The following is a 24,592-nucleotide window of genomic DNA, read 5'->3' as shown; positions in this document are numbered from 1 at the left end:
GCGAAGCCCCCTTCTCCATTCCGATATCGCGTAGGTCTTACAGACCGACCTGCGTGATGAACTTGGTGTTCAGATAAGCCTCGATGGCCTCCGAGCCGCCTTCCGAGCCGTAACCCGAATCCTTGATGCCGCCGAAGGGCACTTCCGGCAGGGCGAGGCCGTGATGGTTGATCGACACCATGCCGGACTCAAATGCCGCGCCGATGGCGGCCGCCGTCTTGGCCGACTTGGTATAGGCATAGGCCGCCAGACCGAAGGGCAGGCGGTTGGCCTCTGCCACCACGTCGTCGAACTTCGAGAAGGGCATGATCGGCGCCAGCGGGCCGAACGGCTCCTCGTTCATGATGCGCATGTCGGTGTTGATGCCGGTCAGCACGGTCGGCTCGAAGAAGTTGCCCTTGTTGCCGATGCGCTTGCCGCCGGTCTCGACCTTGGCGCCCTTGGAAACGGCATCGGCGACGAACATCTCCATCGCCTGCACGCGGCGGTCGTTGGCCAGCGGACCCATGCGGGTATCCTTGTCGAGGCCATCGCCCACCTTCAGCGACTTGGCGAAAGCCGTGAAGCCCTCGACAAACTTGCCGTAGACCGACTCATGCACCAGGAAACGCGTCGGCGAGACGCAGACCTGGCCGGCATTGCGGAACTTGTTGGCGCTCAGCACCTTCACGGCGGTGTCCACGTCGGCATCGTCGAACACGATGGCCGGGGCATGGCCGCCGAGTTCCATGGTGATGCGCTTCATGTGCTGGCCGGCCAGCATGGCGAGGTGTTTGCCCACCGGCGTCGAGCCGGTGAAGGTGATCTTGCGGATCACCGGATGCGGGATCAGGTATTCGCTGATCTCCGACGGCACGCCATACACCAGCTGGATCGCGCCGGCCGGCACGCCGGCATCGACATAGGCCTGCACCAGGGCAGCGCAGGAAGCCGGAGTCTCTTCCGGACCCTTCAGGATGATCGAGCAGCCGGCAGCCAGAGCGGCCGAGCATTTGCGCACCGCCTGATTGATCGGAAAATTCCACGGCGTGAAGGCGGCAACAGGACCGACCGGCTCCTTCACCACCAGCTGATACACGCCCTCGGCACGCGGCGGCACGATGCGGCCATAGGTGCGGCGCGCTTCCTCGGCGAACCAGTCCATGATGTCGCCGGCCAGCAGCGTCTCGCCCTTGGCCTCGATGAAGGGCTTGCCCTGCTCCAGCGACATGATCTTGCCGATGTCGTCGGCGCGGCCGCGGATGATGTCGGCCGCCTTGCGCAGCACCTTGTAGCGGTCGTAGGGCGAAACCTTCTTCCAGGCCTTGAAGCCCTTGTCGGCTGCGGCCAGCGCACGGTCCAGGTCGGCTTTTTCGGCATGCGCCACCTTGCCGATCTCTTCGCCGGTGGCGGGGTTCAATACGGGAATGGACTTGCCGCCGGCGCCCTTGGTCCAGGCGCCATCGATATACAGAGAAACTTCGGGGTACATGCTTCCTCCTCACCGCATCCGGGGACTGAAAAATCAGGCCCGGGATTATGGCGGAAAGGGTCTGTCCCGGCTAGGCGTTGGGGCCGCGTTCAAGCCGCCTGCACCGGCTGGTCCGGATAGGCCAGTTCGTGGCGGGCGCGCCATTCGGGGATCACGTAATTCACGATGATCGACCGGCGCACGCCCTTGATGTCGCGCGGCTCGAAACCGTGCCAGGTATCGTTGCCCGGCACGAAGATCAGGCCCTGATCGAAACCCGCCGGCGCGCGGCCCACCCGGCGTTTCTCGCTATCGTAGATATCCGTCCCCCAGTTCGGGCCATCCGCCGCGGTGGACAGGTAGACCAGCATGGTGAAGCGCTTGGCGCCGATATCGGTATGGGGCTCTAGCCAGAAACCGCCCTTGTCCTGGCAATACTCGATCCGCAGATAGCAGCCCTCCAGATCGGCGCCAGTGGCTTGCTGCAGTGCGGCAATCGTTTCCGGCGCCTGAAAGCAGGCCGCCATATCGCGGCAGACGGCATGGTCCGCCATCAGGTCCCCGGCGAAAAAGACCCGGCTTTCGTTATGGCTGTCGCGCTTGCCCTGCGTATCGTCGATCTCGGCCGGCCGGACCGGCAGGTCGACGATGGCAGCGGCTGATTCCAGCGGCAGGGCCTGCTTCAGCAGCCAGTGGCGATAGGGCCGATGCGGGGCCTCGGCAGCCTGCAGGCTGGCGAGAAAATGGCGGCGTATGGCGGCAGCTTCGGGCATGGCGGGCTTCCTTTTCCCGCAGCTTTACCCTGTCCGCCGGGCCGGGTATTGATCTGAAGCAAAGCACCCCCGACAAGGCGAAAAATCCATGCCGTCCCGTCCCAAGAAGACCACGAAAAAAAACCCCCGCCCCGCAGCCAAAGCCGCCGCGCAGCCGGCCGATGCCACCCTGCTGCTGCGCATCGCCGACGCGCTGGAACGCCTGGCTCCGCCGCGGGCGCCGGACTGGGACGAAAACGCCGCCGACGCCTTCGTGTGGCATGCCGAGCCGGCGCCGGGCTGGCTGGAGGCCGTGCCGCAGGTGAATGCCGTGACCATCGATCTGCTGCAGGGCGTGGACCGCGTGCGCGACATCCTGCTCGACAACACCACCCGCTTCGCCAGGGGGCTGCCCGCCAACAACGCGCTCTTGTGGGGGGCGCGCGGCATGGGCAAGTCGTCGCTGGTGAAGGCCGCCATCGGTGCGATCAATGGCAAGAAGACGCCAGGAAAGGTCGGGGCCCTGGCGCTTGTGGAAATCCATCGCGAGGACATTCCCTCGCTGCCCATGCTGCTCAAGCTGCTGCGCAGATCGAAACGGCGTTTTGTGCTGTTCTGCGATGACCTCTCGTTCGATGCGGAAGACCAGCATTACAAGTCGCTGAAGGCCGTTCTTGATGGCGGCATCGAAGGCCGGCCCGACAACGTGATCCTCTATGCCACCTCCAACCGCCGCCATCTGCTGCCGCGCGACATGATGGAGAACGAGCGCTCCACCGCGATCAATCCACATGAAGCCGTGGAAGAGAAGGTTTCGCTGTCCGACCGCTTCGGCCTCTGGCTCGGCTTCCACTCCTGCAGCCAGGAGGATTTCTTCGCCATGCTGGACGGCTACTGCAAAGCCTATGGCCTGAAGATCGACCAGAAGCAGCTGCGCGCCGAGGCCGTGGAATGGTCGATGACGCGCGGCGCGCGGTCGGGCCGCGTGGCCTGGCAGTTCATCCAGGATCTGGCCGGCCGGCTGGGCAAGCCGCTGAAGCCTGCGAAGTAAGGCTTACGCCACCGAGAGGAACTTGCCGGGATCCACCGCCTGGGTGCCCTTGCGGATTTCGAAATGCAGTTGCGGCTGGCTCACGCCGCCCGTGCTGCCCACCGTGCCGATCGCCTGGCCGCGCGTCACCTTCTGGCCCTTCTTCACCAGCATCTTGTCCAGATGGGCGTAGGCGGTCATCCAGCCATCGGCATGGCGCACCAGCAGCAGGTTGCCAAAGCCCTTCAGCTCGCTGCCGGCATAGACCACAACCCCGTTCTCGGCTGCGATCACCGGCGCGCCCGCGCGGGCGGCGATGTTGATGCCGTCATTATGCAGCCCGTCGGGCTTGGGCCCGAAGGTGGAGAGGATGCGGCCGCGCACCGGCCAGGAAAACGTGCGCCCCGAGCGCGGCGGCAATACGGCTTCCTGCTGCGGGGCGGCGGGCTCGGCTGCCGGTGGAACCGATGCAGGCGGCGCGCTGGCCGGCGGTGCGCTGGCCACCTGCGGATCGGCGGTCTCGGCCTGCGGCACGGTCTGGCCGCGCGCGGGCACGTTCGCTTCGGGCAATGGCTGCGGCGCGGCCTGCTCGGCCGGCTGCTGCGGCACCGGTGGCAGGCTGGACGAGGCCGGTTGCTCCTGCTGCGGTCCCTGCCCGGCCCCTGGAGACGTCGCGCCCGGAGGCGGCGGCAGGCTTTCGACCTGGAAACCGCGTGGCGCGGCCGCGGGCGCCGGCTGCGCTGCGGATGGCGCCGAGGCCACCGCATAGCCGCTTTGCGAGGGGATTCTCAGTTGCTGGCCGACGCTGATCGTGTAAGGCGGCTGCAGGTCGTTGCTCTGCGCCATGCTGTAGAGGTCGACGCCGTAGCTGCGCGAAATGCTGTACAGCGTCTCGCCCCGTTGCACGGCATGGAAGCGCCCGCCGGGCAACCGCAGGCGCTGGCCGGGCTGCAGCACATAGGGTGGCTGCAGGTTGTTGTCGTCGATCAGGGCGCGCACCGGACGGTTATGGCGCCGCGCCAGCGAATAGATCGTGTCGCCGGCCTGCACCGTCACGCTCTCGGATGCCGCGGCCGGCGGCGCCTGCATTGCCGCAGCCCCGGCCTGCGGGCTGGCGCCGCGAAATTCCACCGCCTGCGGCATTGGCGCGGGCCGATGGCCGAACACCACGGGCGCCGGCGGCTGCTGACCGCAGCCGGCCAGCAGACCGAGCGTCGCCAACACCACCAATGCCCGAATCCGTTGCATGGACGCGGAGTCTAAGCCCCTTCCCGGCCCGCGACAATGCAGGCCAACCAAGGTGTTACGCAGTTGTTACGATGATCGTCATTGCGGCGCCGGGCTGGCTTCGCGGGCGATTCCGGGCAACAGCGGCACGAACCGCACCGGCAGCAGGCGCTCCTCCTGCACCTCGTCGCCGTGCCGGGTGTAGCGGATCACATCCTGTTCCGTGCTCGTCACCGCCACCGGCGCCACCATGATGCCGCCCTCGGGCGAAAGCTGCGCGATCAGGGTATCGGGCCGCCGGTCGGCTGCGGCGGTCACCAGGATGCGGTCGAAGGGCGCCTGTTCGGGCCAGCCCTTGTTGCCGTCGCCCAGCCTGGTCACCACATTGGTGATCTGCAGGTCGTTCAGGCGTTTTTCCGCCGAAACCAGCAAAGAGCGATAGCGTTCGATGGTGTAGATGCGCCGCCCCAGCCTGGAGAGCACGGCGGTCTGGTAGCCCGAGCCGGTGCCGATCTCCAGCACCTTCATGCGGTCGCCCAGCTTCAGCATTTCGGTCATATACGCGACCACATAGGGCTGGCTGATCGTCTGGCCCTGTGTGATCGGCAGGGCAATGTTGTCGTAGGAATGCTTCAGGAACTGGTCGGCGACGAAGCGCTCGCGTGGCACGCGCTCGATGGCGGCCAGCACGCGGGTATCGGCGACGCCCTGGCGCCGCAATTCCATGATGAGCTGGATGACCCGGGGATCCACGTTAGGCAGGTCAGCGCAGCGCTGCCTTCAGCGCCTTCATGCTGGCGTCATGCGTCAGGTCGAGCTGCAGCGGCGTGACCGAGATCGCGCCATTCTCGGTGGCGCCAAGGTCGGTATGCCGCTTCGCCTTGCTTTTCTGGCGGCGGAAGCCGATCCAGTAATACGGCACGCCACGCGCATCCACACGCGCATCCAGCAGCAGATCGGTCAGGTCGCGCTGGCCCTGCGGCACCACTTCCACGCCGGTCACCTTGTCGGCGGTCACGTCGGGGAAGTTGATGTTGATCAGCGTGCCCTTGGGCCAGCCCGACTTGATCAGCTTTCTGATCACCTTCGGCGCGTGATGTTCGGCCGTGCTCCATTTAACCGGATGGCCGTGCTGGAAGCACTGGCTCATGGCAATCGAGGGCACGCCAAGCAGCGAACCTTCCATGGCCACGGCCACGGTGCCCGAATAGGTCACGTCCTCGCCCAGGTTGGCGCCGCGGTTGATGCCCGACAGCAGCAGGTCGGGTTTCTTGTCCTTGAAGATTTCGTGCATCGCCATCATGACGCAGTCGGTCGGCGTGCCGCGAACGGCATATTTGCGCGCGTTGATCTTGCGCAGGCGCAGCGGCAGAGTCAGGGTCAGCGAATGCGAGGCGCCCGACTGCTCGAATTCCGGCGCCACCACCCACACATCCTTCGACAGCGTCTTGGCGATCTTCTCCAGGATCTTCAGGCCCGGCGCATGGATGCCGTCGTCGTTGGAAACCAGAATACGCATCACTTCCCCGCCTTCTCTATTTTGCTCAGCCCGCCCATATAGGGCTTGAGCGCGTCCGGCACGCTGATGCTGCCATCCTCGTTCTGGTAATTCTCCATCACCGCGATCAGCGTGCGGCCCACGGCGAGGCCGGAGCCATTCAGCGTATGCACGAAGCGGGTCTGCTTCTCGCCCGGGGCGCGACAGCGGGCATTCATGCGCCGCGCCTGCCAGTCCCAGCAATTCGAGCAGGACGAGATTTCACGATACTGGTTCTGGCCCGGCAGCCAGACCTCGATGTCATAGGTCTTGCGCGCCGCACCGCCCATGTCGCCGGCACACAGCAGCATGGTGCGGAACGGCAGGTCCAGGCGCTTGAGCACCTCTTCCGCCGCGCCCGTCATGCGCTCATGCTCTTCCACCGACTTGTCGGGAGACACGATGCTGACCAGCTCCACCTTGTCGAACTGGTGCTGGCGGATCATGCCGCGCGTGTCGCGGCCGGCAGCACCCGCTTCCGAGCGGAAACAGGCCGTCAGCGCCGTGAAGCGCCAGGGCAGCTCGCTTTCGTCGATGATCAGGTCGCGGGCCAGGTTGGTCAGCGGCACTTCCGCCGTCGGAATCAGCCAATAACCCGTCGTGGTGCGAAACAGGTCGTCGCCGAATTTCGGCAGTTGTCCGGTGCCGAAGGCCGTGGCGTCGTTCACCAGCATCGGCGGCTGCATCTCGGTATAACCGAATTCGCTGGTATGCAGGTCGAGCATGAACTGCCCCAGCGCCCGTTCCAGCCGGGCGAGCTGGCTTTTCAGCACGGTGAAGCGCGCACCGGCCAGCTTCACGCCGGATGCGAAATCCATATAGCATAGCGCCTCGCCTAGGTCGAAATGTTCCTTGGGCTTGAAGCTGTAGGTCTTCGGCGCACCGGTGCGGCGCAGCTCGACATTGCCTTTCTCGTCCAGGCCGTCCGGCACGTCGTCGCCAGGCAGGTTCGGGATACGCGACAGCGCATCACTCAGCGCCGCCTCGTGATCCTTCTGCTCGGTTTCCAGCGCTGCAAGGCGGTCCTTCAACGCGGCCACCTCGGCCATCAGTTCGGCCGCGCGCGCCTCGTCCTTCTTGCCCTTGGCGATGCCGATTTCCTTCGACAGCGTATTGCGCCGGCCCTGCAATTCATCGAATTCGACCTGGGCGGCGCGGCGCTTTTTGTCCAGCTCGATCAGCGCCTGCGCCTGCGGCGCCACGCCACGGCGGGCAATCGCCCGGTCGAAGGCTTCCGGATTGTCCCGGATCGCTTTGATGTCATGCATGGTGAACTACCTTCAAGCGGCCGGCGACGGGCCGGCTTCGTCCTTTTCGGCCTGCTCGGCGGCGGCCTTTTCCTCGGCCTCGCGCTTGGCGCGGTCACGCTCGATCATCTTCACCGAAATGATGGAGATTTCGTAAAGCAGGATCAGCGGAATGGCCAGGCCGACCTGACTGATCACGTCGGGCGGCGTGACGATGGCGGCGAAGATGAACATGCCGACGATGGCGTATTTGCGCTTGGCCGCCAGCCCGGCCGAACTGGCGATGCCAACCTTGCCCAGCAGCGTCAGCAGCACCGGTAGCTCGAAGGCGATGCCGAAGGCGAAGATCAGCGTCATCACCAGCGACAGGTATTCGCTCACCTTGGTTTCGAGTTGAATCGGCAGGGTATCGTCGCCGCCCAGGGTCTCGAAACCGGCGAAGAACTTCAGGGCCAGCGGCATGATGAAGAAATAGACGAAGGCCCCGCCGATGGAGAACAGCACCGGGGTGGCCACCAGGAACGGCAGGAAGGCCTTCTTCTCGTGCTTGTAGAGGCCCGGCGCCACGAACATCCAGACCTGACTGGCGATGATCGGGAAGCTGATCAGCGCCGCAGCCCAGAAGGCCAGGCGGATCTGGGTGAAGAAGGCTTCCTGCGGCGCGGTGAAGATCATGCGCCGCCCCTCCATGCCGATCGCCTCGATCAGCGGGTGCATGAGGATGTTGTAGATCTGCGGCGCAAAGAAATAGCAGCCGATGAAGGCGATGAAGATCGCGCCAATGGAATACATCAGGCGATTGCGCAGCTCGATCAGGTGATCGAGCAGCGGCATGCGCGAGGCTTCGACCTCGTCTTCCGGCTTGGCTTTCGGCTCGCTCACGGTTTGGTCTCGGTCTTGGCCGGGGCGGCATCCGCAGGCTCGGGCGCGGCCGGTTCTACAGGCCCGGAGATGTCCTTGGAAACATCCATCTCCTTGGTCGCGTCCATGATCGCCTGGTTATGCTCGGCGAACTGCTTTTCCAGCGACCCGTCGGGGTCGAAGGTCTTCTTCACTTCGTTCTCGATGGAGAAATCGCTGACCTGCTTGGCCGCCTTGCGCAGGTCGTCCAGCTCGGCCTCGCGCACCATGTCGTCGAGGCCGCTCTGGAATTCGCGCGCCATCGAGCGCGCCTTCGCGGTCCACTGGCCAACCGTGCGCAGCACCTTGGGCAGGTCTTTCGGGCCGATGACGACCAGCGCCACCACCGCGATCACTCCGAGTTCCGACCAGGCAATGTCGAACATCGCCGCCTACGCTGCTTTCCGCTGCTCGTCCGCGCCGGTATGGCCGTCGCGGCGATCCATGATCAGTTCTGCGCGGTCTTGTCGGCCGGCTGGCCCACCGGGGCGCTGTTCGGGGCTGCGGTCCCGCCGGTCGGCTGGGCCTGCTGGTTGATCACCGGGGGCTGCTGGCCGGCGGCGGACTTGTCCTCGCCCTCTTCCTTCATGCCCTTGCGGAAATTCTTGATGCCCGAGGCGAGGTCGCCGGCCACCTTCGGCAGCTTGCCGGCGCCGAAGATGATCAGGATCACCAGCAGAACAATCAGCCAGTGCCAAAAACTGAACGTACCCATACCCTTATCTCCTCCTGCGGACCGCCCCGTCTGCGGGGCGGCGCCTGCCGATGCAAGGCGGCACTATGGCAGAGATAGCGCGCCGAAGGCAATCTTCCGCCCCCAATTTCGTGTGGTAGACGTCGGCCTCAGGTCGCCGGAAAAACGAAGCAGGACGACGGATTAAGTCCCAAATGCAGGGTCGTTCCCGCCGCCGGCAGCGCCCCGGCCGGCAGCCGGGCGGCAAAGCGCAGCGCGCCCGCGCTCACTTCCAGCCGGCGATAGGCGCCCAGGGCGGTCGCGCGCTCGACCCGCATCGCCAGCCCCGCGCCGTTTTCGCGCTCCTGCAGGGCCTCGGGGCGGAACATCACCAGCGCCTCGCTGCCCTCGCCCAGTCCTGCTGCCGGCAGGAAGCCGAAAGGCGTCTCGACCCGGCCACCGGTCACCCGCAGGCGGATTTCATTGGTCTCGCTCAGGAACCGCGCCACGAAAGGCGTGGTCGGCGCGGCATAGACGCGGTCCGGCGTGTCGACCTGCTCGATCCGGCCGGCCTGCATGATGGCGATGCGGTCGCCCATGCGCATCGCCTCTTCCGGATCATGCGTCACCAGCAGGGTCGCCGTGCCCGTCTGCTTCAGCACCTGCACCGTCTCGTCGCGGATCTGGTCGCGCAGCCGGCTGTCGAGGCTGGAGAAGGGTTCGTCCAGCAGCATCACGCGCGGCTCGGGCGCCATGGCGCGGGCCAGCGCCACGCGCTGCTGCTCGCCGCCGGAGAGGCGGTGCGGATAATTGTCGACATGTCCGCCCAGGCCAAGCCGCCCGGCCCAGTATTCGGCGCGTTTGCGCCGCTCGGCCGCCGGCAGACGGCCCAGCCCGAAGGCGATGTTGTCGGCCACGGTCAGATGCGGGAACAGGGCGTGGTCCTGGAAAACCATGCCGACATGGCGCTGCTCGGTGGGCACGCTGCGTCCAGATCCGGCCATGATCTCGCCGCCGATGCGCACCTCGCCCTGTTGCAGATCTTCCAGTCCGGCGGCCAGGCGCAAAGTGGTGGATTTGCCGCAGCCCGAGGGGCCGAGCAGGCCGAGTATCTCGCCGCGCGCCACTGTCAGGCTGACATTGTCCACCGCCAGGCGGGCGCCGTAGCGGTGACTCACGCCGGTCAGTACAAGCCCGGCCGCAGCCCCGGCCGTCTCAGGCATCGCCGTCGGACGCTTTCGCCTCGGCCTTCCTGGCGTCGGCCCCCTCGTCGACCAGCGGCTCCAGGAACTCGCGGCCGTCGTCGTCGTCGTCCAGCGGGTCTTCCGGCGCAGTGTCCAGTGCCTCGCCCGGCATCGGGATGCCGCCCGAGGCCGGCAGAGCCTCGAGCAGGCCCGAGGCACGCAGTTCCTCGATGCCCGGCAGGGCATCGGCGCTTTCCAGGCCGAAATGCACCAGGAACTCGTCGGTGATGCCATAGGTCACCGGGCGTCCCGGCACCCGGCGGCGGCCGCGTACCTTCACCCAGTTGGCTTCCATCAGCACGTCCAGCGTGCCGCGGCTGAGTGACACGCCGCGGATGTCTTCGATCTCGGCGCGGGTGCAGGGCTGATGATAGGCGATGATCGCCAGCGTCTCGATCGCGGCGCGCGACAGCTTGCGCTGCACCTGGCGATGCTCTTCCAGCATGTGCTGCAGGTCCGGCGCGGTCATGAAGGCCCAGCGCCCGGCCACTTTTTTCAGGTTCACGCCACGCGGACGGTACTGGTCTTCCAGTGCGGCCAGCACGGCCGGCACGCGGGTGCCTTTCGGCAGGCGTTTGCGCAGGGTGGCCTCGTCCAGCGGCTCGGCGGCGGCAAACAGCAAGGCCTCTGCCATGCGGATCGCAGCGGCAAAAGCGGCCTCGCGCTCCTCGTCGGTCTGCGCCGGCGCCGTCTCGTCATCGGCATCATCGTCTTCCGCGGCGGCTTCCGCCTTGCGGCGGCGCGACGGCGCGGCCGGCGGCGCCTCGGCTACGGCGTTATCCGCCTCATCATCGCCGTCGTCATCGTCGTCATCGTCATCGTCTTCATCTTCGTCGTCTTCGTCGAAGTCGTCATCGTCGTCCGAATCATCATCATCGTCGTCATCGGACTCGTCATCGCCGTCATCGTCATCGTCGTCGTCATCCGCATCGCGCTTGGGCGCGGGGGCAGAGGCCAGAATCTCGTCCTCCTCCTCGGCATTCCCCGGGGCGGCGGCGATCTCGATTTCATCCTCCAGCCGGTCTTCTCCGACCGGCAACGCGTCGTTCGACTGCATGACGTCTTACTCTTCCGGATTGGCAGCAGCCTCGGCCGGCATGTTGCCCTGGCCGCGGCGGATATAGATGGGACCGAAGGTCTGCACCTGTTTCAATTCGATCAGGCCCTGTTTGGCCATTTCGAGGCTGGCGTTGAACGTAGAGGCCAGCGCCGAGCGCACGGTGAACGGATCGTCCAGTTCGACCGGCAGGAAGGCCTGCAGGGTGGCCCAGTCGGGGATCTGGCCGATCATGTTGCGCAGCCGCGCCAGCGCCTCTTCCACCGACACGATGCGGCGGCGCGCCATTTTCATGGTCAGCACTTCCGACGAGCCCTTGGAGGCCCGGAATTCGGCATAGGCCTTGAGCAGTTCGTATAGCGTGGCGTTGTAGACCGATTTGCGGATGACCCGCACGCCCTCGGGCTTGCCGCGCAGGAACATGGCCAGGCCGACTTGGTCGCGGTTCAGAAGCTGGTCGGCGACACGGCGCATGGCCTCCAGTTTCTGGAGCTGCAGCGCCAGGCGGGCCGCCATGTCGGCGCCGGAAGGCTCGCCCTCCTTCTCCGGCTCGGGCACCAGCAGGCGCGACTTCAGGTAGGCCAGCCAGGCGGCCATCACCAGGTAGTCGGCGGCGATCTCGATGCGCACCTTGCGCAGCTCGGCGATGAAGGTCAGGTACTGCTCGGCCAGCGCCAGGATCGAGATTTTGCGCAGGTCCACCTTCTGCTCGCGCGCCAGCGTCAGCAGAACGTCGAGCGGGCCCTCGAAGACATCGAGACTGAGAACGAATTGCTCGCCGACCCGCACACCGTCCGGCCCCTCGGCCAGGCCATCGCGATGCGCCGGCTCGAAGGATTCGGCGGCGGAGGCAGCGGGAGTGTCGGCGGCTTCGGTCACGGGCCTCAGATCCAGGTTGGGCCGCGGTTGTTAGCCGCTATGCCCGGACAACTCAAGCAGGATATCCCGCAGGCCGGCGACGATCGGGGTGATCAGCTCGAACAACGGATTCCAGTCGGAGCCGAATTCGCGCGCCGCCAGCGGGACGACCAGCAGCAGAATCAGCAGGATGACCATGCCATAGGGTTCCAGCCGGGCCAAGGGTCGTGCCAGTGCCAGCGGCAGCCAGCCCACCGCCACCCTGCCCCCATCCAGCGGTGGCAGAGGTATCATATTAAAAACACACAATATCAGGTTGATTGCTATGGCATTTTCAAGGTTTGCGGCGATCCAGGCATCAGGCAGCCCGCCAAACAATGGCAGCATGTGGAACAGCAGCATGGCGGCATAGGCCTGGGCCAGGTTCACCCCCGGGCCCGCTATGGCCACCACGGCCATGTCGCGCCGCGGCGAAGGCAGCTTCCAGAAATCCACCGGCACCGGCTTGGCCCAGCCGAACAGGAACGGCGCCTTGAACAGCAGCAGCAGGCCAGGCACCACCACCGTCCCCATCGGATCGACATGCCGCAGCGGGTTGAAACTCACCCGCCCCATTCGCATGGCGGTATCGTCGCCCATCTTCCAGGCCACCCAGCCATGGGCTGCCTCGTGCAACGTGATCGCCAGCAGAGCGGGCAGAATCCAGGTGGAGGCCGCGAACAGGAAGCCGGCAATGTCGTCCAGCATGTCAGGCTGCGACCGGGGCCAGCAGTTGCGCCAGCCTGGCCCGGTCGGCCTGGTTGATATCCGCCGGCCTGGATGGCAGGCCAGCCCGGGCCATGTCCACGCGGCGGGCGGCGGCATCCGACATCGGCGGCAGCGCGGCGAACAGGGCCTGCATCTCGGGCAGGTCGCCCGAGCAATGCAGAACCAGATCGCAGCCGGCCCTCAGCGAGGCCAGGCCGGTTTCCGCCGGGCTGCCCTTCAGCGCCTTCATGGTCAGGTCGTCCGAGATCAGAACGCCGTCGAAGCCGATCTGGCCGCGGATCGTCCCGGCGATCACCGTCGGCGACAGCGTCGCCGGCAGCGTCGCATCCAGCGCGGTGTAGACGATATGGGCGGTCATCGCCCAGGGTTTGATCCCGGGTGCCTCGCGCAGGGCCACGAAGGGCGCGAAATCGCTGCGCTCCAGCGTGGCGCGGTCGGTATTCACCACCGGCAGGTCAAGATGGCTGTCGGTATGCGAGCGGCCATGGCCGGGGATATGCTTGATCACCGGCAATACACCGCTGTCGCTCAGGCCGCGCATCACGGCGCGGCCGATGGCGATGACCGTCTCGGCGTCGCGGCCATAGGCACGGTCGCCGATCACATCATGGGCGCCTTCCACGGGCAGGTCGGCCACCGGCGCGCAATCCACATCGATGCCCAGCGCGGCCAGTTCCGCGCCGATGGCGCGATAATTCAGATAGGCCGCCTCTTCGCCTGCCCTGCGGTCGCGGCCGTATAGCTGGCCGAACACCGCGCCGGCCGGAAATTTCGGCCAGTGCGGCGGCTTCAGGCGCGCCACGCGGCCGCCTTCCTGGTCGATCAGAACCGGCGCCAGCGGATTCCCGACCACGCCGCGAAAATCCGCGATCAGCGCCCTCACCTGCGCCGGGTTGTCGATGTTGCGTGCGAACAGGATCAGGCCCAGCGGCTTGCGCACGCCGAACAGCACGCGCTCCTCGGCCGTCAATTGCTGGCCGGCGCAGCCGACCACCACAGGCGCATAGGCGGCCCAGTCGGTCTGTGGCATGTCAGCGGCCGACAACGATGCAGCCCTGGTTCTTCGCCGCGAGCTGCTGACAGGCGGCCTGCGCCGCGTTGCGGTCCTTCAGCGGGCCGGCCTGCAGACGGATGAAGGTGCCTTTCCCCGCAAGTTCGACTTTTTCATACGACGGCTGCAGGCCGCCGAGGATGTCGGGGAATTTTTTCTGCAACTGGTTCCATGTGGCGGTCGCAGCCTGCTGGTCCTTCAGCGAGGCAAGCTGGATCTTCGCGCTGCCGCCTGGCGCAGCGGCCACGGTCGGGGCCGCTGCCGGCGCCGGTGCCGGCGTCGACGTTGGCGCGGTCGGTATCGGCGCGCGCGCGGCGGAAGCCGCAGGCGCGGCCGCGGGCTTGTCGTCGGTTTTCGGTGCAACGGGCTGCGGCGCGGCAGGTCCGCTCAGGGTCGATGGGCTTGGCGCATCGGTGCGGTTCGGCAGGGCGGCAGTCGACGGTGCCTGGTTGGGCACCGCATTCGGGGCCGGACGGTTGGGCACGGTAACGGCGGCTGTGCCGGGCTGCGTCGGCGCGGCAGAGGGCCGCTCGGGCGGCGGCAACAGCCGTTCAGTGCCCGGTGCGGCGGCCTGCTGGTTGCCGCCCAGCCGTTCGTAGATCTGCTTGTCCTGGTTGGGCACCTGCATGCCGCCGGGATTTTCCGGCGCGACTTTCGCCGGGCCCTGGTCGGCGCGGATCAGCGGCGGCGCGCCCGAGGCACCGCGCTTCACGCCCTGGTCATAGGCGAACCAGATGCCGATGCCGAAGGCCGCCACCGCGCCCAGCGCGATCGCCGCGGTGATGACCTTCTTCGGGCTGCCCGAAACCTGTTCCGGCTCGCTCGGGACGGGGCGCGAGCCCCGGTCGCTGCGCAGATCGCTCATACTCTCACCTCATCTCTTCGACAGGCGTCACGCCCATCACCGACAGTCCCGAGGCAATCACCAGCGCCACGGCGCGCAGCATGGCCAGCCGCGCCCGCGTCAGGGGCAGATCCTCGGGGATCAGGAATCGCACGCTGGTATCGTCGCGGCCCACATTCCACAGGCCATGGAAAGCCGCCGCCACATCCTGCAGGTAAAACGCCACACGATGCGGCTCATGCGCCTCGGCCGCGGACTCCACCAGCCGCGGCCATCCGGCCAGCAGCTTGACCAGCGCCAGTTCGGATGGATGCGACAGCCGCGTCATGTCGGCCTGGGCCAGGGCGCCATCCTCGGTGTCGATATCCGGCACTTCCGAAACGGCATTGCGCAGCACCGAGCAGATGCGCGCATGGGCATACTGCACATAGAAAACCGGATTGTCCTTCGACTGTTCCGTCACCTTCTTGAAGTCGAAATCGAGCTGCGCGTCGTTCTTGCGCGTCAGCATGATGAAGCGCACCACGTCCTTACCCACTTCATCCACCACATCGCGCAGCGTGACGAACGTGCCGGCCCGCTTCGACATTTTCACCGGCTGGCCGCCATCCAGCAGGTTCACCATCTGCACCAGCTTGACGTCCAGCTCGGCCTCGCCGTTCGACATGGCCTTTACGGCCGCCTTCATGCGCTTCACGTAGCCGCCATGGTCGGCGCCCCAGACGTCGATCATCTGTTTGAAGCCGCGCCGGTATTTGTCGTCGTGATAGGCGATGTCGGCGCCGAAATAGGTCCACGAGCCATCCGACTTCTTCAGCGGCCGGTCGGTCTCGTCGCCGAACTCGCTGGCCTTGAACAATTCCTGCGGCCGCGCCTCGTAGTCGTCGGGCGTCTTGCCCTTGGGCGGCTCCAGCACGCCAGTATAGATCAGGCCGCGCTGCTTCAGGCGGTCGAAGGCGCCCTGCACCGCGCCGCTGTCATGCAGCGCCTTTTCCGAGGTGAATACGGCATGATGGATGTTCAGCGCCGCGAGGTCGTCGCGGATCATCGCCATCATCGCCTCGGTGGCTTCCTTGCGGAACAGCGGCAGCCATTCGGAATCCGGCGCGGTCTTGTATTTGTCGCCGTATTTCTGCGCCAGCGCCGCGCCCAGCGGCTTCAGGTAGTCGCCCGGATACAGGCCTTCAGGGATCGTGATGCTCTCGCCCAAGGCCTCGCGGTAGCGCAGATGCGCCGAACGGGCCAGCACGTCCACCTGGGCGCCGGCATCGTTGATGTAGTATTCGCGCGCCACCTGGAAGCCCGCCTTGTCCAGCAGGGCGGCCAGCGCGTCGCCAAATACGGCGCCACGGCAATGACCCACATGCATCGGCCCGGTCGGATTGGCCGACACGTATTCCACGTTCACCGGCTCGCCCTGGCCGATATCGCTGTCGCCATAGGCCTTGCCGGCACGCAGGATCACCGCCACCTGCTGCTGCCAGTGTTCGGGCTTGAGGCGCAGGTTGATGAAGCCTGGACCGGCGATCTCGACAGCGGTGACGGCCGGATGGGCTTCCAGCAGGGGTTTCAGTTTTTCGGCCAGCGCGCGCGGCGCCATGCCGGCGGGCTTGCCCAGCACCATGGCGACGTTGGTCGCCAGGTCGCCATGGGCCGGATCGCGCGGCGGTTCGACCGCGATGGCAGACAGCGGCAGTTCGCCGGCCAGCACGCCCTGCTCGGACAGGCTGTGCACGGCGGCCATGATGGCGCGGCGGAAATCGGTGAAAACGTTCATTGCGGAAGGCTTTTCTGTAAATCCCAAAACGGGGCCAAAAATCGGGGCGGACACTACCGGCTGCCCCTTCCGGCCGCAACGCGCCCAAATGCCCGGCCCGAATACTGCGCCAATGAGATAATACCGGGCGAAATTGACTTCCGCGCCCGGGTCCCTAAATTGCTCTGGCAATGTGGCAAATTATTGGTAAACCGAGTGTAAACCCCCGATGAGCGACGCGACAGCCCAGACTGCTGGTCAGACGACCGCCCCCCAGACGGCCCCCCTTCCGGCCGCGACGGCGGATTCCGTGGTGACCCTGAGCGCCTCTGCCGCCCGCCGCATCCGCAAGGTGGCCGAATCGGAAGGTAATCCGGCGCTGGCCCTGCGCATCAGCGTCTCGGGCGGCGGCTGCTCAGGTTTCCAGTACAGCTTCAGCCTCGACGACGCCCCCACCGCCGACGACATGGTGATCGAACGCGACGGTGCCCGCCTGCTGGTGGATACCGTGTCGCTGGACTATCTGCGCGGCTCGGAGGTCGATTTCGTCGAAGACCTCTCCGGCGCTGGCTTCCGCATCGCCAACCCGCTGGCCCAGCAGAGCTGCGGCTGCGGCAATTCCTTCTCGGTCTGACATTTCCCGGCGCGGCATAACCCTGCCGCCGAACGCGGCCCTGCTGGTGATCGACCTGCAGTTGGCCATCGATGCGCCCTATCACGCCGCCGAGGGCCCCCGTAACAACCCGGACGCCGAAGACACCGTTGCCGCCCTTCTGGCGGCATGGCGCAAAACCGCACGGCCGGTCTTCCATGTCCGGCATGATTCCGTCCTGCCCGACTCTGCCTACCGGCCAGGCCAGCCGGGCAACGATTTCAAGCCGGCCGTGGCGCCGCTGGCCGGCGAGACCGTGATTCCAAAGCGCACCAACAGCGCCTTCATTGGCACCGGGCTGGAAGATCGCCTGCGTCAGGCCGGGATCGACACCCTGGCGATCGCCGGCGTCGTCACCAACAACTCGGTCGAGGCCACGGTCAGAATGGCCGGCAACCTCGGGTTCCGCACGCTCCTGGCCGAGGATGCCTGCTTCACCTTCGCCCGGCGCGACTGGCGCGGCGTGCTGCGCAGCGCCGAGGAGGTGCATGCCATGTCGCTGGCCAACCTGGATGGCGAATACTGCACCGTGGTGAAGGCGTCCGACCTTCTGGAGGCGGTCGCAAAAGCCTGACAATCGGCTAAGCTGCGGCCATGAGAATCGCCACCTGGAACGTCAACTCGATCAAGGCCCGCCTGGCCAACGTCACCGACTGGACGCGGGCAGCCAAACCCGACGTACTGCTGCTGCAGGAAATCAAATGCCAGGACGCCGACTTCCCGCGCCTGGAATTCGAGAGCCTCGGGTATCAGGTCCATACCCATGGGCAGAAAAGCTATAACGGCGTCGCGCTCCTGAGTCTTCAAAAGCCCGATGCCGTGCGCATCCGCCTGGATGGCGAGGATGCCGACGAACAGGCGCGCTACATCGAAGCCGACATCGCCGGCATGACAATCTGCGGCCTCTACCTTCCCAACGGCAATCCGCGCCCGGGCGAGAAATACGATTACAAGCTGCGCTGGATGGAGCGCCTGCATCAGCGCGCCGCAGCTCTGCTGGCGGCCGAGACCCCTTTTCTGATGGCCGGCGATTTCAACATCTGCCCCACCGATGTGGACGTGTTCGATCCCGTCGGTTTCGCCGAGGATGCGCTTTGTGCGCCCGACAGCCGCCGGGCTTGGCGCCGCCTGCTCAATCTGGGCCTGACCGAGGCCTGGCGCGCGCTGCATCCACGCGAGGTGGACTACAGCTTCTGGGATTATCAGGCCGGCTGCTGGCCGAAGAATAACGGCCTGCGTATCGACCATTTCCTGCTCTCGCCGCAACTGGCCGACCGGCTGGTGAGCTGCGAGATCGACCGCGAACCGCGCGGCCGGGAAAAGGCTTCTGACCACACACCGGTGATCTGCGAAATCGCCTAGTCCGCCGCCGCACCGGCCGGTTCCTCGTGGGCCAGCACCACGTCGAGGAAGGCCTGGCCGAAACGCTCCAGCTTGGCCTGGCCGATGCCGTGGATGTCGCTCATGCGCCACAGCGTGCGCGGCCGCTTTACGGCCAGTTCGATCAGCGTGCGGTCGGAAAAGATCACATAGGCCGGCTGCTGCAAGTCGCTGGCATACCGCCGGCGCAGGTCTTTCAGCGCCGACAGCAGCACCTGATCGGGGCCTGACAGCGCGATCTCGGCCGCCGAAGACCGCGCCTTCGTCGCGCTGCGTTTGCCGGCCTGCAGGCTTTCGCTGCGCAGTTCCACCCGCTGCTGGCCTTTCAGCACGGCGCGGCCGGCATCGGTGATGAACCAGCCGCCGTAGCCGGCAATATCCAGGTCGATCAAGCCCGCACCATAGATCTGGCGCAGGATCGAACGCCAGGCATTGGCATCGCGATCGCGGCCCACGCCAAAGGTGGGCAGCCGGTCATGCTCATGGCGCAGGATGGCATCGGTCGTATTGCCCAGCAGGATCTGCACGATGTGTTCGGTACCGAAACGCTGGCCGGTGCGCGCGATGGCCGACATCGCCTTCTGCGCCTCCACCGTGCCATCGAACCGCGCCACGCCGTCCTGGCACAGGTCGCAATTGCCGCAGGGCTCGCTCTCCTCGCCGAAATAGGCCAGCAATGTCTGCCGGCGGCAGCGCGGGCTTTCGCACAGCGCGATCAGCGCATTGAAGCGCTGGCGCTCGATGCGTTTGCGCTCGTCGGATGTTTCGCCCTCCTCGATCTGCAGGCGCCGCAGGCGCATGTCGTCGAGGCCATAGAGCGTCAGAGTCTCGGCCGGCAGGCCGTCGCGGCCAGCGCGTCCGATCTCCTGGTAATAGGCTTCCACGTTGCGCGGCAGGTCGGCATGGCACACATACCGCACGTCGGGCTTGTCGATGCCCATGCCAAACGCCACCGTCGCCACCATCACCACGCCGTCCTCGGCCAGGAAACGGTCTTGTGCGGCATCGCGGGCACGCGGCTCCATGCCGGCATGATAGGCGATGGCGTCATGCCCCATGGCCTGCAGGCCGGCGGCGAGTTCCTCGGTGCGTTTGCGCGAAGCGCAGTAGACGATGCCGCTTAAGCCACGCCTTGCGGCGATGAAATCGCCGATCTGCTTCTTCGCGCTGGATTTCGGCTGCATCATCAGATGCAGGTTGGGTCGGTCGAAGCTGCGGATGAATTCGCGCGGCCGCCGTTCGGTGCCGAACAGCTTGGCCACGATGTCGGCGCGTGTGGGCGCGTCGGCGGTCGCGGTCAGCGCGATGGTCGGGATATGGCCCAGCTCGGCGCGGATGCCGCCCAGCGCCAGATATTCCGGGCGGAAATCATGGCCCCATTGCGACACGCAATGCGCCTCGTCGATGGCCAGCAGCGACGCACCGGCATTGCGCAGCAGCGCCACGGTGTCGTCGCGCACCAGCCGCTCGGGCGCCACATACAGCAATCGCAGCGAACCGTCGCGCAGCCCGCGCAGCACGCGCTGACGCTCGGCCTCGTCCATGGCCGAATTCAGGCTGCCGGCGTTGACGCCGAACCCCTGCAACTGGCGCACCTGGTCGCGCATCAGCGCTATCAGCGGCGACACCACCACGGTCAGCCCGCCGCGCAGGATCGCCGGCAATTGATAGCACAGCGATTTGCCGCTGCCGGTCGGCATCACCGCCAGCACGTCCTCGTCGTTGAGCAACGCCTGCACGATCTCGGCCTGGCCGGCGCGGAAACGCTCGAAACCGAAGACGCTGTGCAGGGCGGCCTCGGCCGCGTCGAGGGAGGATGGAACGGTCACCGCCCAGAGCTACGCCCTGCCGCCGATTCGCGGCAAGGGGTGCGCACCCGTTTCGGCAGCCTATGCCTATTTCAGAAGTTCGTAGGGCCCGCCCTGCTCCAGCGCGCGGTGATAGGCCGGGCGGGCATGGATGCGGGCGAGGAAATCCTGGATCGGGCGGTATTCTGGCCGGTCGAGGCCGATGCGGCTGGCCGCCGCTTCCAGCGGAAAGCTCATCATGATGTCGGCGGCCGTGAAATTGCCGCCGGCGAACCAGCCGCCGCCCTTGCTGAGCGCATCGGCCCAGTATTCCATGTGGGTTTTCAGCTGCGGATCGGTCACGGTCTGCTGTGCCTTGGCCGCGATCTTGCCCACCAGAGGCCGCAGCAAAGCCGGCACGCCCTTGGGCATGCGCATGAATACCAGCTTCAGCAGCAGCAGCGGCATGGCCGAGCCTTCGGCGTAATGCAGCCAGTAGGTATAGGCGCCGCGGGCCGCAGCGCTGCGCGGCGGCGACAGGCGGTGGCCGGCGTCGTAGGTATCAAGCAGGTATTCGATGATCGCGCCGGTCTCGGCATAGACGTGGCCGTTATCCTCGATCACCGGCGACTTGCCCAGCGGGTGCACCTTCTGCAATTCGGCCGGCGCGCGCATGGTGGCCGGGTCGCGCTCGTAGCGCTTCACCGTATAGGGCAGGCCCAGCTCCTCCAGCAGCCAGAGCACGCGCTGGGAACGGGAATTGTTAAGGTGGTGAACGATAATCATATGCACACCAATGATTAGGGGAAGAACTCGCTTTTCGCAACAACAGCTTTCTGCCGGTACGGTCGGAAAGCAATGGCATCGCAGCTCAGACTTACCAGATATCGAACGAATTTTTTCCGATAACGTGAAAGATCTGGCCTTGCCAAACAGGCTGCACCGGACGACTTCTTAGAACCAGGGGTTGAGGAAACACGCGGCAATCATGAGTATCGGCGGACGGCTGAACCTCATAGCCTTGAGCATAGCGGTCGTCTCGGTACTGCTGATCGGCGGCATCGGGCTTGGTGCGATGCGCTATATGATCCGCATTCAGGAAGACGATCTGGCCGAGCGCGCCCGCATCCACCTCGATAATGCCGTCAGCACGCAAGCCATTGCCAATCAGACACTGGCCACCACGCTTGCCCGCCTGCCTATCATTCAAGAGCATTTTATCGCTGGCGATCGGCCTGGCCTGCTGGCCGAGCTGGGCGAAGCCTACAGCCATTTGCGCGATTTTGGCATAACCAACCTGCATCTTCATCGTGCGAACACCACCACGCTGGTTCGCCTGCACGCACCGTCGCAATATGACGACGACCTCAGCGCGATACGCCCCATGATACGGGAGGTTAATGACGACCTGAAACCACGGCGCGGGATAGAGGTCGGGGTCAACGGCATACCCATTCGTGGTGCCACACCCGTCATTACCGCGGATGGCCGGCATCTTGGCGCGCTGGAGGTCGGCTCCTTTCTCAACGATGCGTTCCTGCAGGATTTCGAGAAACCGGGCACCTCCTACAGCGTCTACTTCATCAAGGACGGACAACCGCTGCCGATCGCCAAGTCGGCCAAGACAACGGCTGCGGCATTTTCGGACTCCCAGATCATGCAACTGGCGAACGGCCAGCCCCCGCCAGTTCGGCGCAGCCAGACCGGGGAAAACCATTTCGTTTCCACCATGGCTCCGCTGACCAGTTTTGACGGTCGCACCATCGGCGCGGTGCAGATCGATATCGATACCACCGCCCTTGAAAAAACCTTTGACCGGGAGATCCAGTTTCTGCTGCTTGGTACGCTTGCGGTGCTGCTGCTGACCGGCCTCGCCGTAACGGCCGGCACCCGGCCGATCCTGCGCCGGATCGACCGGCTGATCGCCACCACCACCGCCATCGCCGAGGGCACGGCGATCATGGTGCCGATGCAGGATCGCCGGGACGAATTCGGCCGCTTCGCCCGCGCCATCGAGAAATTCCGCGTCAGCCAGGCCGAACTGTCGGAAGCCCGCGACCAGGCCCAGGCCGCCAGCATCGCCAAGTCGAACTTCCTCGCGGTGATGAGCCACGAGTTGCGTACGCCGCTGAACGCCATCATCGGCTTTACCGAGCTGATGCAGTTGCGTCGCGCGCAGAATCGCAGTTTCGGCGATCGCGAGACGGAATACATCAACGATATCCACAGCAGCGCCATGCATCTCATGGCGCTGGTCGAGGACGTACTGACCAACTCGGCCATCGACACCGGCGGCCTTAGCGTCAAGCTGGGGCCGACCAACCTGACCGTCGAAGTGGCCAACATCCTGCGCCTCCTCGAGCCGAAGGCCCGCCATATGGAGCAGAAGATCGAGGTCGATCTGGCCGAAGGCCTGCCGCCTGTGATGTCCGATCCGCGTGCCTTGCATCAGATCTGCCTGAACCTGATTTCCAATGCGATCAAGTTCACGCCACGCGGCGGCCGCATCGGCGTACGCGTTGCCATCGAGGATGCCGATTTCTGCGTCGAGGTCACCGATACCGGCCCTGGCATCGCCGCGCAGCACCTGATGCATGTGACCGAGGCCTTCTACCAGGCCGCTAGCGCCCAGGCGCGCAGCGCAGGCGGTGTCGGGCTTGGCCTGACCATCGCTCATCGCCTCGCCCGCATGCTCGGCGGCGACCTGAAGATCGTCAACCGGCCGGAGGCCGGCCTGTCGGTCTCGCTATACTGCCCCGCCCGTAGCCCCGAGGCCCGGGCCCTGCTGGAACAGTCGACGCAATCGGTGGCCTGACGGGACTCTCTCCAAGAGAAACGGGGCCGGACCGGGTGGCTTCAGGGCAGCCGTTGCCGCCGCCGGGGGAAGGGTCTTCCCGGCGACGCCCGGTTCGCGCATGGCTATCCGGCCCCGCCCCTCCCGGGGGAGTCTTCAAGCCGCGCCGCGCGCCGCCTCGTCGCTCACCAGCCTGCCATGCCGGTACTGCCGCACGATGGTGTCGTCGGGCGGATAATAGGCGGGCTGCAACGGGGTCATCTGCGCCTGCACGCAGCTCCACAAGCCACCATCGAGGAAATACGTGTCGGTATAGGCGGTCATGCCGGCCACCTCCTGGCCGTCGCGGATGCGCACGTATTTGGTCACCGCGCGCACCAGCGCGGTATCGCCGAATATGCTGATCTGTTCGTCGCGGTAATCCCAGTAGACGATCACGTTCGGATCGAAACCCGTCGCCCAGTAGTCGAGATACTCCTTCCGGCCCATCGGGCGCCCGTCGGGCATGATGCAGACGAAGCGCTCGTGGATGATGGCGCTGTGCGCCTTCACGTCATTGGTGACGAAGTTGTGGATGAACTTGGCATTCAGCGCGCGCAGCGCAGGCATCGGATTGTGGCGCATGGGGCTTCCCCTGGTTGACGATGCGCCACCCTGCCCCTTTGGCTGTCGCGCCGGCAATTACGCGCGATGTAAGTGCGCGCCTAGTCGAACACCGAGCGTTCAGGATCGGCGGCCAGGCGTTGCGCCCAGCGCGTCGTGGCCTCGTCGGCGGGGAAGAAGAACTCGATCTTCACCTGCTGCAGCGTCACGTCGCGCGGCATGGCGAACTGCGTGAGCGTGACGAAAAAGGCGACCTCGTTCACGCCCACGCGCAGGCGCAGCACGGCCATCGGACCCGCCCCCGCCTGTGCCGCCGCATCCCCGGCGCCGATCAGCTCGGGAATGCCCGGATAGGCCAGCAGGTCGGCGCGCAGCCCGGCGGCGGCGGCATTCAGGCCAATATTCGCCTCGCGCTGCAGCATCTGCAGGAAGGCGGCGATGAAATCCTCGCCGCCCAGCATGAAGCGCCGCATGCCGCCGGGATGGCACAGCGAATGCAGCGCGTTCACGGCCAGCTCCGGCGGCATGTCGTAGAGCGGCCGCAGCGCGCCGAACAGCCGCGCGGCGGCCGCATTGCGCAGCCGCACGCCCCAGCTTTCGTCCAGCACCAGGGCCGGATACGGCTCCTGATGTGCCAGCATGATGTCGAGCGCCTGGCGCGCCGGCGCCAGTTCGGGCGCGCCGAGGTCGCGCGCGGCATAAATCGGCGCGAAGCCGGCGGCCACCAGCAGGGCATTCTGCTCGGCCAGCGGCAGGCCCAGCACGCGCGCCAGCAGCACCACCATCTCGCGGCTGGGCGCCGAACGCCCGGTTTCGAGGAAACACAGATGCCGCGCCGAGATGCCGGCCTCGGTGGCCAGCCCAAGCTGGCTCAACCGGCGCAGGCCGCGCCAATGCTTGAGCAGGCCCGGAAAACCGGACGAAACAGGGCGGGTCATCTGGTTCATGACCTCACGCTAGGCCCCCGCCGCAGGCCCGGCAA

The 24,592-nt window shown here is 66.1% G+C and carries 25 protein-coding genes and 1 pseudogene; 5 read left to right on the top strand and 21 right to left on the bottom strand.

What is annotated here, in order from left to right; genetic code table 11:
* Nucleotides 1-37: 37 nt before the first annotated feature.
* Both ACK4FK_RS09725 and ACK4FK_RS09720 read right to left on the bottom strand, forming a co-directional pair.
* On the bottom strand, nucleotides 38-1,471 hold the full coding sequence (locus tag ACK4FK_RS09725; RefSeq protein WP_409744519.1) for an NAD-dependent succinate-semialdehyde dehydrogenase: 1,434 nt from the start codon (nucleotides 1,469-1,471) through the stop codon (nucleotides 38-40).
* Between the two features lie 89 nt (nucleotides 1,472-1,560).
* Nucleotides 1,561-2,223: a 2OG-Fe(II) oxygenase gene (locus tag ACK4FK_RS09720; protein WP_409744516.1), complete on the bottom strand. Its 663-nt coding sequence runs from the start codon at nucleotides 2,221-2,223 to the stop codon at nucleotides 1,561-1,563.
* 88 nt (nucleotides 2,224-2,311) lie between these two features.
* Here ACK4FK_RS09720 and ACK4FK_RS09715 point away from each other — a divergent pair, with 88 nt between their 5' ends.
* A complete protein-coding gene (locus ACK4FK_RS09715) occupies nucleotides 2,312-3,253 on the top strand; it encodes an ATP-binding protein (protein WP_409744513.1) in 942 nt (313 codons plus the stop codon).
* Between the two features lie 3 nt (nucleotides 3,254-3,256).
* On the opposite strand, the gene ACK4FK_RS09710 is transcribed toward ACK4FK_RS09715, so the two are convergent.
* The 14 genes and pseudogenes from ACK4FK_RS09710 to argS form a co-directional block, all read right to left on the bottom strand.
* Entirely contained in the window at nucleotides 3,257-4,480 is a 1,224-nt protein-coding gene (locus ACK4FK_RS09710; protein WP_409744511.1) for a peptidoglycan DD-metalloendopeptidase family protein, read from the bottom strand.
* A 55-nt stretch (nucleotides 4,481-4,535) separates the two neighbouring features.
* A pseudogene (locus ACK4FK_RS09705) lies at nucleotides 4,536-5,185 on the bottom strand (protein-L-isoaspartate(D-aspartate) O-methyltransferase).
* A 37-nt stretch (nucleotides 5,186-5,222) separates the two neighbouring features.
* On the bottom strand, nucleotides 5,223-5,978 hold the full coding sequence (gene surE / locus ACK4FK_RS09700) for a 5'/3'-nucleotidase SurE (RefSeq protein WP_409744508.1): 756 nt from the start codon (nucleotides 5,976-5,978) through the stop codon (nucleotides 5,223-5,225).
* The gene (serS, locus tag ACK4FK_RS09695; RefSeq protein WP_409744505.1) at nucleotides 5,978-7,264 is read right to left on the bottom strand and encodes a serine--tRNA ligase; all 1,287 of its coding nucleotides are present in this window, start codon (nucleotides 7,262-7,264) and stop codon (nucleotides 5,978-5,980) included. The genes surE and serS overlap by 1 nt, the downstream gene beginning before the upstream one ends.
* A 12-nt stretch (nucleotides 7,265-7,276) precedes the next feature.
* Nucleotides 7,277-8,125: a twin-arginine translocase subunit TatC gene (gene tatC / locus ACK4FK_RS09690; protein WP_409744502.1), complete on the bottom strand. Its 849-nt coding sequence runs from the start codon at nucleotides 8,123-8,125 to the stop codon at nucleotides 7,277-7,279.
* On the bottom strand, nucleotides 8,122-8,529 hold the full coding sequence (tatB, locus tag ACK4FK_RS09685; RefSeq protein ID WP_409744499.1) for a Sec-independent protein translocase protein TatB: 408 nt from the start codon (nucleotides 8,527-8,529) through the stop codon (nucleotides 8,122-8,124). Before tatB ends, tatC begins: the two co-directional genes overlap by 4 nt.
* 62 nt (nucleotides 8,530-8,591) lie before the next feature.
* On the bottom strand, nucleotides 8,592-8,858 hold the full coding sequence (locus ACK4FK_RS09680; RefSeq protein ID WP_409744496.1) for a twin-arginine translocase TatA/TatE family subunit: 267 nt from the start codon (nucleotides 8,856-8,858) through the stop codon (nucleotides 8,592-8,594).
* A 128-nt stretch (nucleotides 8,859-8,986) separates the two neighbouring features.
* Nucleotides 8,987-10,039 carry an ABC transporter ATP-binding protein gene (locus ACK4FK_RS09675; protein WP_409744492.1) on the bottom strand — a complete coding sequence of 351 codons (1,053 nt, stop codon included), beginning with the start codon at nucleotides 10,037-10,039 and terminating at the stop codon, nucleotides 8,987-8,989.
* Entirely contained in the window at nucleotides 10,032-11,117 is a 1,086-nt protein-coding gene (scpB, locus tag ACK4FK_RS09670; protein ID WP_409744490.1) for an SMC-Scp complex subunit ScpB, read from the bottom strand. The genes ACK4FK_RS09675 and scpB overlap by 8 nt, the downstream gene beginning before the upstream one ends.
* A 6-nt stretch (nucleotides 11,118-11,123) precedes the next feature.
* Nucleotides 11,124-11,996: a segregation and condensation protein A gene (locus ACK4FK_RS09665; RefSeq protein WP_409744487.1), complete on the bottom strand. Its 873-nt coding sequence runs from the start codon at nucleotides 11,994-11,996 to the stop codon at nucleotides 11,124-11,126.
* 30 nt (nucleotides 11,997-12,026) lie between these two features.
* On the bottom strand, nucleotides 12,027-12,722 hold the full coding sequence (locus ACK4FK_RS09660) for a site-2 protease family protein (RefSeq protein ID WP_409744485.1): 696 nt from the start codon (nucleotides 12,720-12,722) through the stop codon (nucleotides 12,027-12,029).
* Nucleotide 12,723: 1 nt separating this feature from the next.
* Nucleotides 12,724-13,773 carry a beta-N-acetylhexosaminidase gene (gene nagZ, locus ACK4FK_RS09655; RefSeq protein ID WP_409744482.1) on the bottom strand — a complete coding sequence of 350 codons (1,050 nt, stop codon included), beginning with the start codon at nucleotides 13,771-13,773 and terminating at the stop codon, nucleotides 12,724-12,726.
* Nucleotide 13,774: 1 nt separating this feature from the next.
* Nucleotides 13,775-14,659, bottom strand: a complete 885-nt coding sequence (locus tag ACK4FK_RS09650) for an SPOR domain-containing protein (protein ID WP_409744479.1) — start codon at nucleotides 14,657-14,659, stop codon at nucleotides 13,775-13,777.
* Nucleotides 14,660-14,663: 4 nt separating this feature from the next.
* Nucleotides 14,664-16,415 carry an arginine--tRNA ligase gene (argS, locus tag ACK4FK_RS09645; RefSeq protein WP_409744476.1) on the bottom strand — a complete coding sequence of 584 codons (1,752 nt, stop codon included), beginning with the start codon at nucleotides 16,413-16,415 and terminating at the stop codon, nucleotides 14,664-14,666.
* 292 nt (nucleotides 16,416-16,707) lie between these two features.
* Here argS and erpA point away from each other — a divergent pair, with 292 nt between their 5' ends.
* From erpA to xth, 3 genes are read left to right on the top strand one after another with little or no spacing between them, the layout of a single operon-like run.
* Complete coding sequence (erpA, locus tag ACK4FK_RS09640; protein ID WP_409744474.1) at nucleotides 16,708-17,028, top strand: iron-sulfur cluster insertion protein ErpA; 321 nt, start codon at nucleotides 16,708-16,710, stop codon at nucleotides 17,026-17,028.
* A gap of 46 nt (nucleotides 17,029-17,074) precedes the next feature.
* Nucleotides 17,075-17,620 (top strand): cysteine hydrolase family protein, encoded by a 546-nt coding sequence (locus ACK4FK_RS09635; protein ID WP_409744471.1) that lies wholly within the window; start codon nucleotides 17,075-17,077, stop codon nucleotides 17,618-17,620.
* A 20-nt stretch (nucleotides 17,621-17,640) separates the two neighbouring features.
* Entirely contained in the window at nucleotides 17,641-18,408 is a 768-nt protein-coding gene (gene xth / locus ACK4FK_RS09630) for an exodeoxyribonuclease III (RefSeq protein WP_409744469.1), read from the top strand.
* Here xth and recQ read toward each other — a convergent pair.
* The 3 genes from recQ to ACK4FK_RS09615 form a co-directional block, all read right to left on the bottom strand.
* Nucleotides 18,405-20,255 (bottom strand): DNA helicase RecQ, encoded by a 1,851-nt coding sequence (gene recQ, locus ACK4FK_RS09625; RefSeq protein ID WP_409744466.1) that lies wholly within the window; start codon nucleotides 20,253-20,255, stop codon nucleotides 18,405-18,407. The genes xth and recQ overlap by 4 nt on opposite strands.
* A 66-nt stretch (nucleotides 20,256-20,321) precedes the next feature.
* Nucleotides 20,322-20,999: a glutathione S-transferase family protein gene (locus ACK4FK_RS09620; RefSeq protein WP_409744463.1), complete on the bottom strand. Its 678-nt coding sequence runs from the start codon at nucleotides 20,997-20,999 to the stop codon at nucleotides 20,322-20,324.
* 91 nt (nucleotides 21,000-21,090) lie between these two features.
* Nucleotides 21,091-21,522, bottom strand: coding sequence for a hypothetical protein (locus ACK4FK_RS09615; protein WP_409745022.1), 432 nt, complete (start codon nucleotides 21,520-21,522; stop codon nucleotides 21,091-21,093).
* Here ACK4FK_RS09615 and ACK4FK_RS09610 point away from each other — a divergent pair.
* Nucleotides 21,409-23,028: an ATP-binding protein gene (locus tag ACK4FK_RS09610; protein WP_409745015.1), complete on the top strand. Its 1,620-nt coding sequence runs from the start codon at nucleotides 21,409-21,411 to the stop codon at nucleotides 23,026-23,028. The genes ACK4FK_RS09615 and ACK4FK_RS09610 overlap by 114 nt on opposite strands.
* A gap of 135 nt (nucleotides 23,029-23,163) precedes the next feature.
* Here ACK4FK_RS09610 and ACK4FK_RS09605 read toward each other — a convergent pair whose 3' ends face one another.
* Both ACK4FK_RS09605 and ACK4FK_RS09600 read right to left on the bottom strand, forming a co-directional pair.
* A complete protein-coding gene (locus ACK4FK_RS09605) occupies nucleotides 23,164-23,631 on the bottom strand; it encodes a nuclear transport factor 2 family protein (RefSeq protein WP_409744460.1) in 468 nt (155 codons plus the stop codon).
* A gap of 80 nt (nucleotides 23,632-23,711) precedes the next feature.
* Nucleotides 23,712-24,557 carry a helix-turn-helix domain-containing protein gene (locus tag ACK4FK_RS09600; protein ID WP_409744457.1) on the bottom strand — a complete coding sequence of 282 codons (846 nt, stop codon included), beginning with the start codon at nucleotides 24,555-24,557 and terminating at the stop codon, nucleotides 23,712-23,714.
* Nucleotides 24,558-24,592: the final 35 nt, after the last annotated feature.

This window comes from Ferrovibrio sp. (assembly GCF_046297895.1).
Lineage (GTDB): Bacteria > Pseudomonadota > Alphaproteobacteria > Ferrovibrionales > Ferrovibrionaceae > Ferrovibrio.
This window is presented reverse-complemented; position numbering and strand designations above follow the sequence as displayed.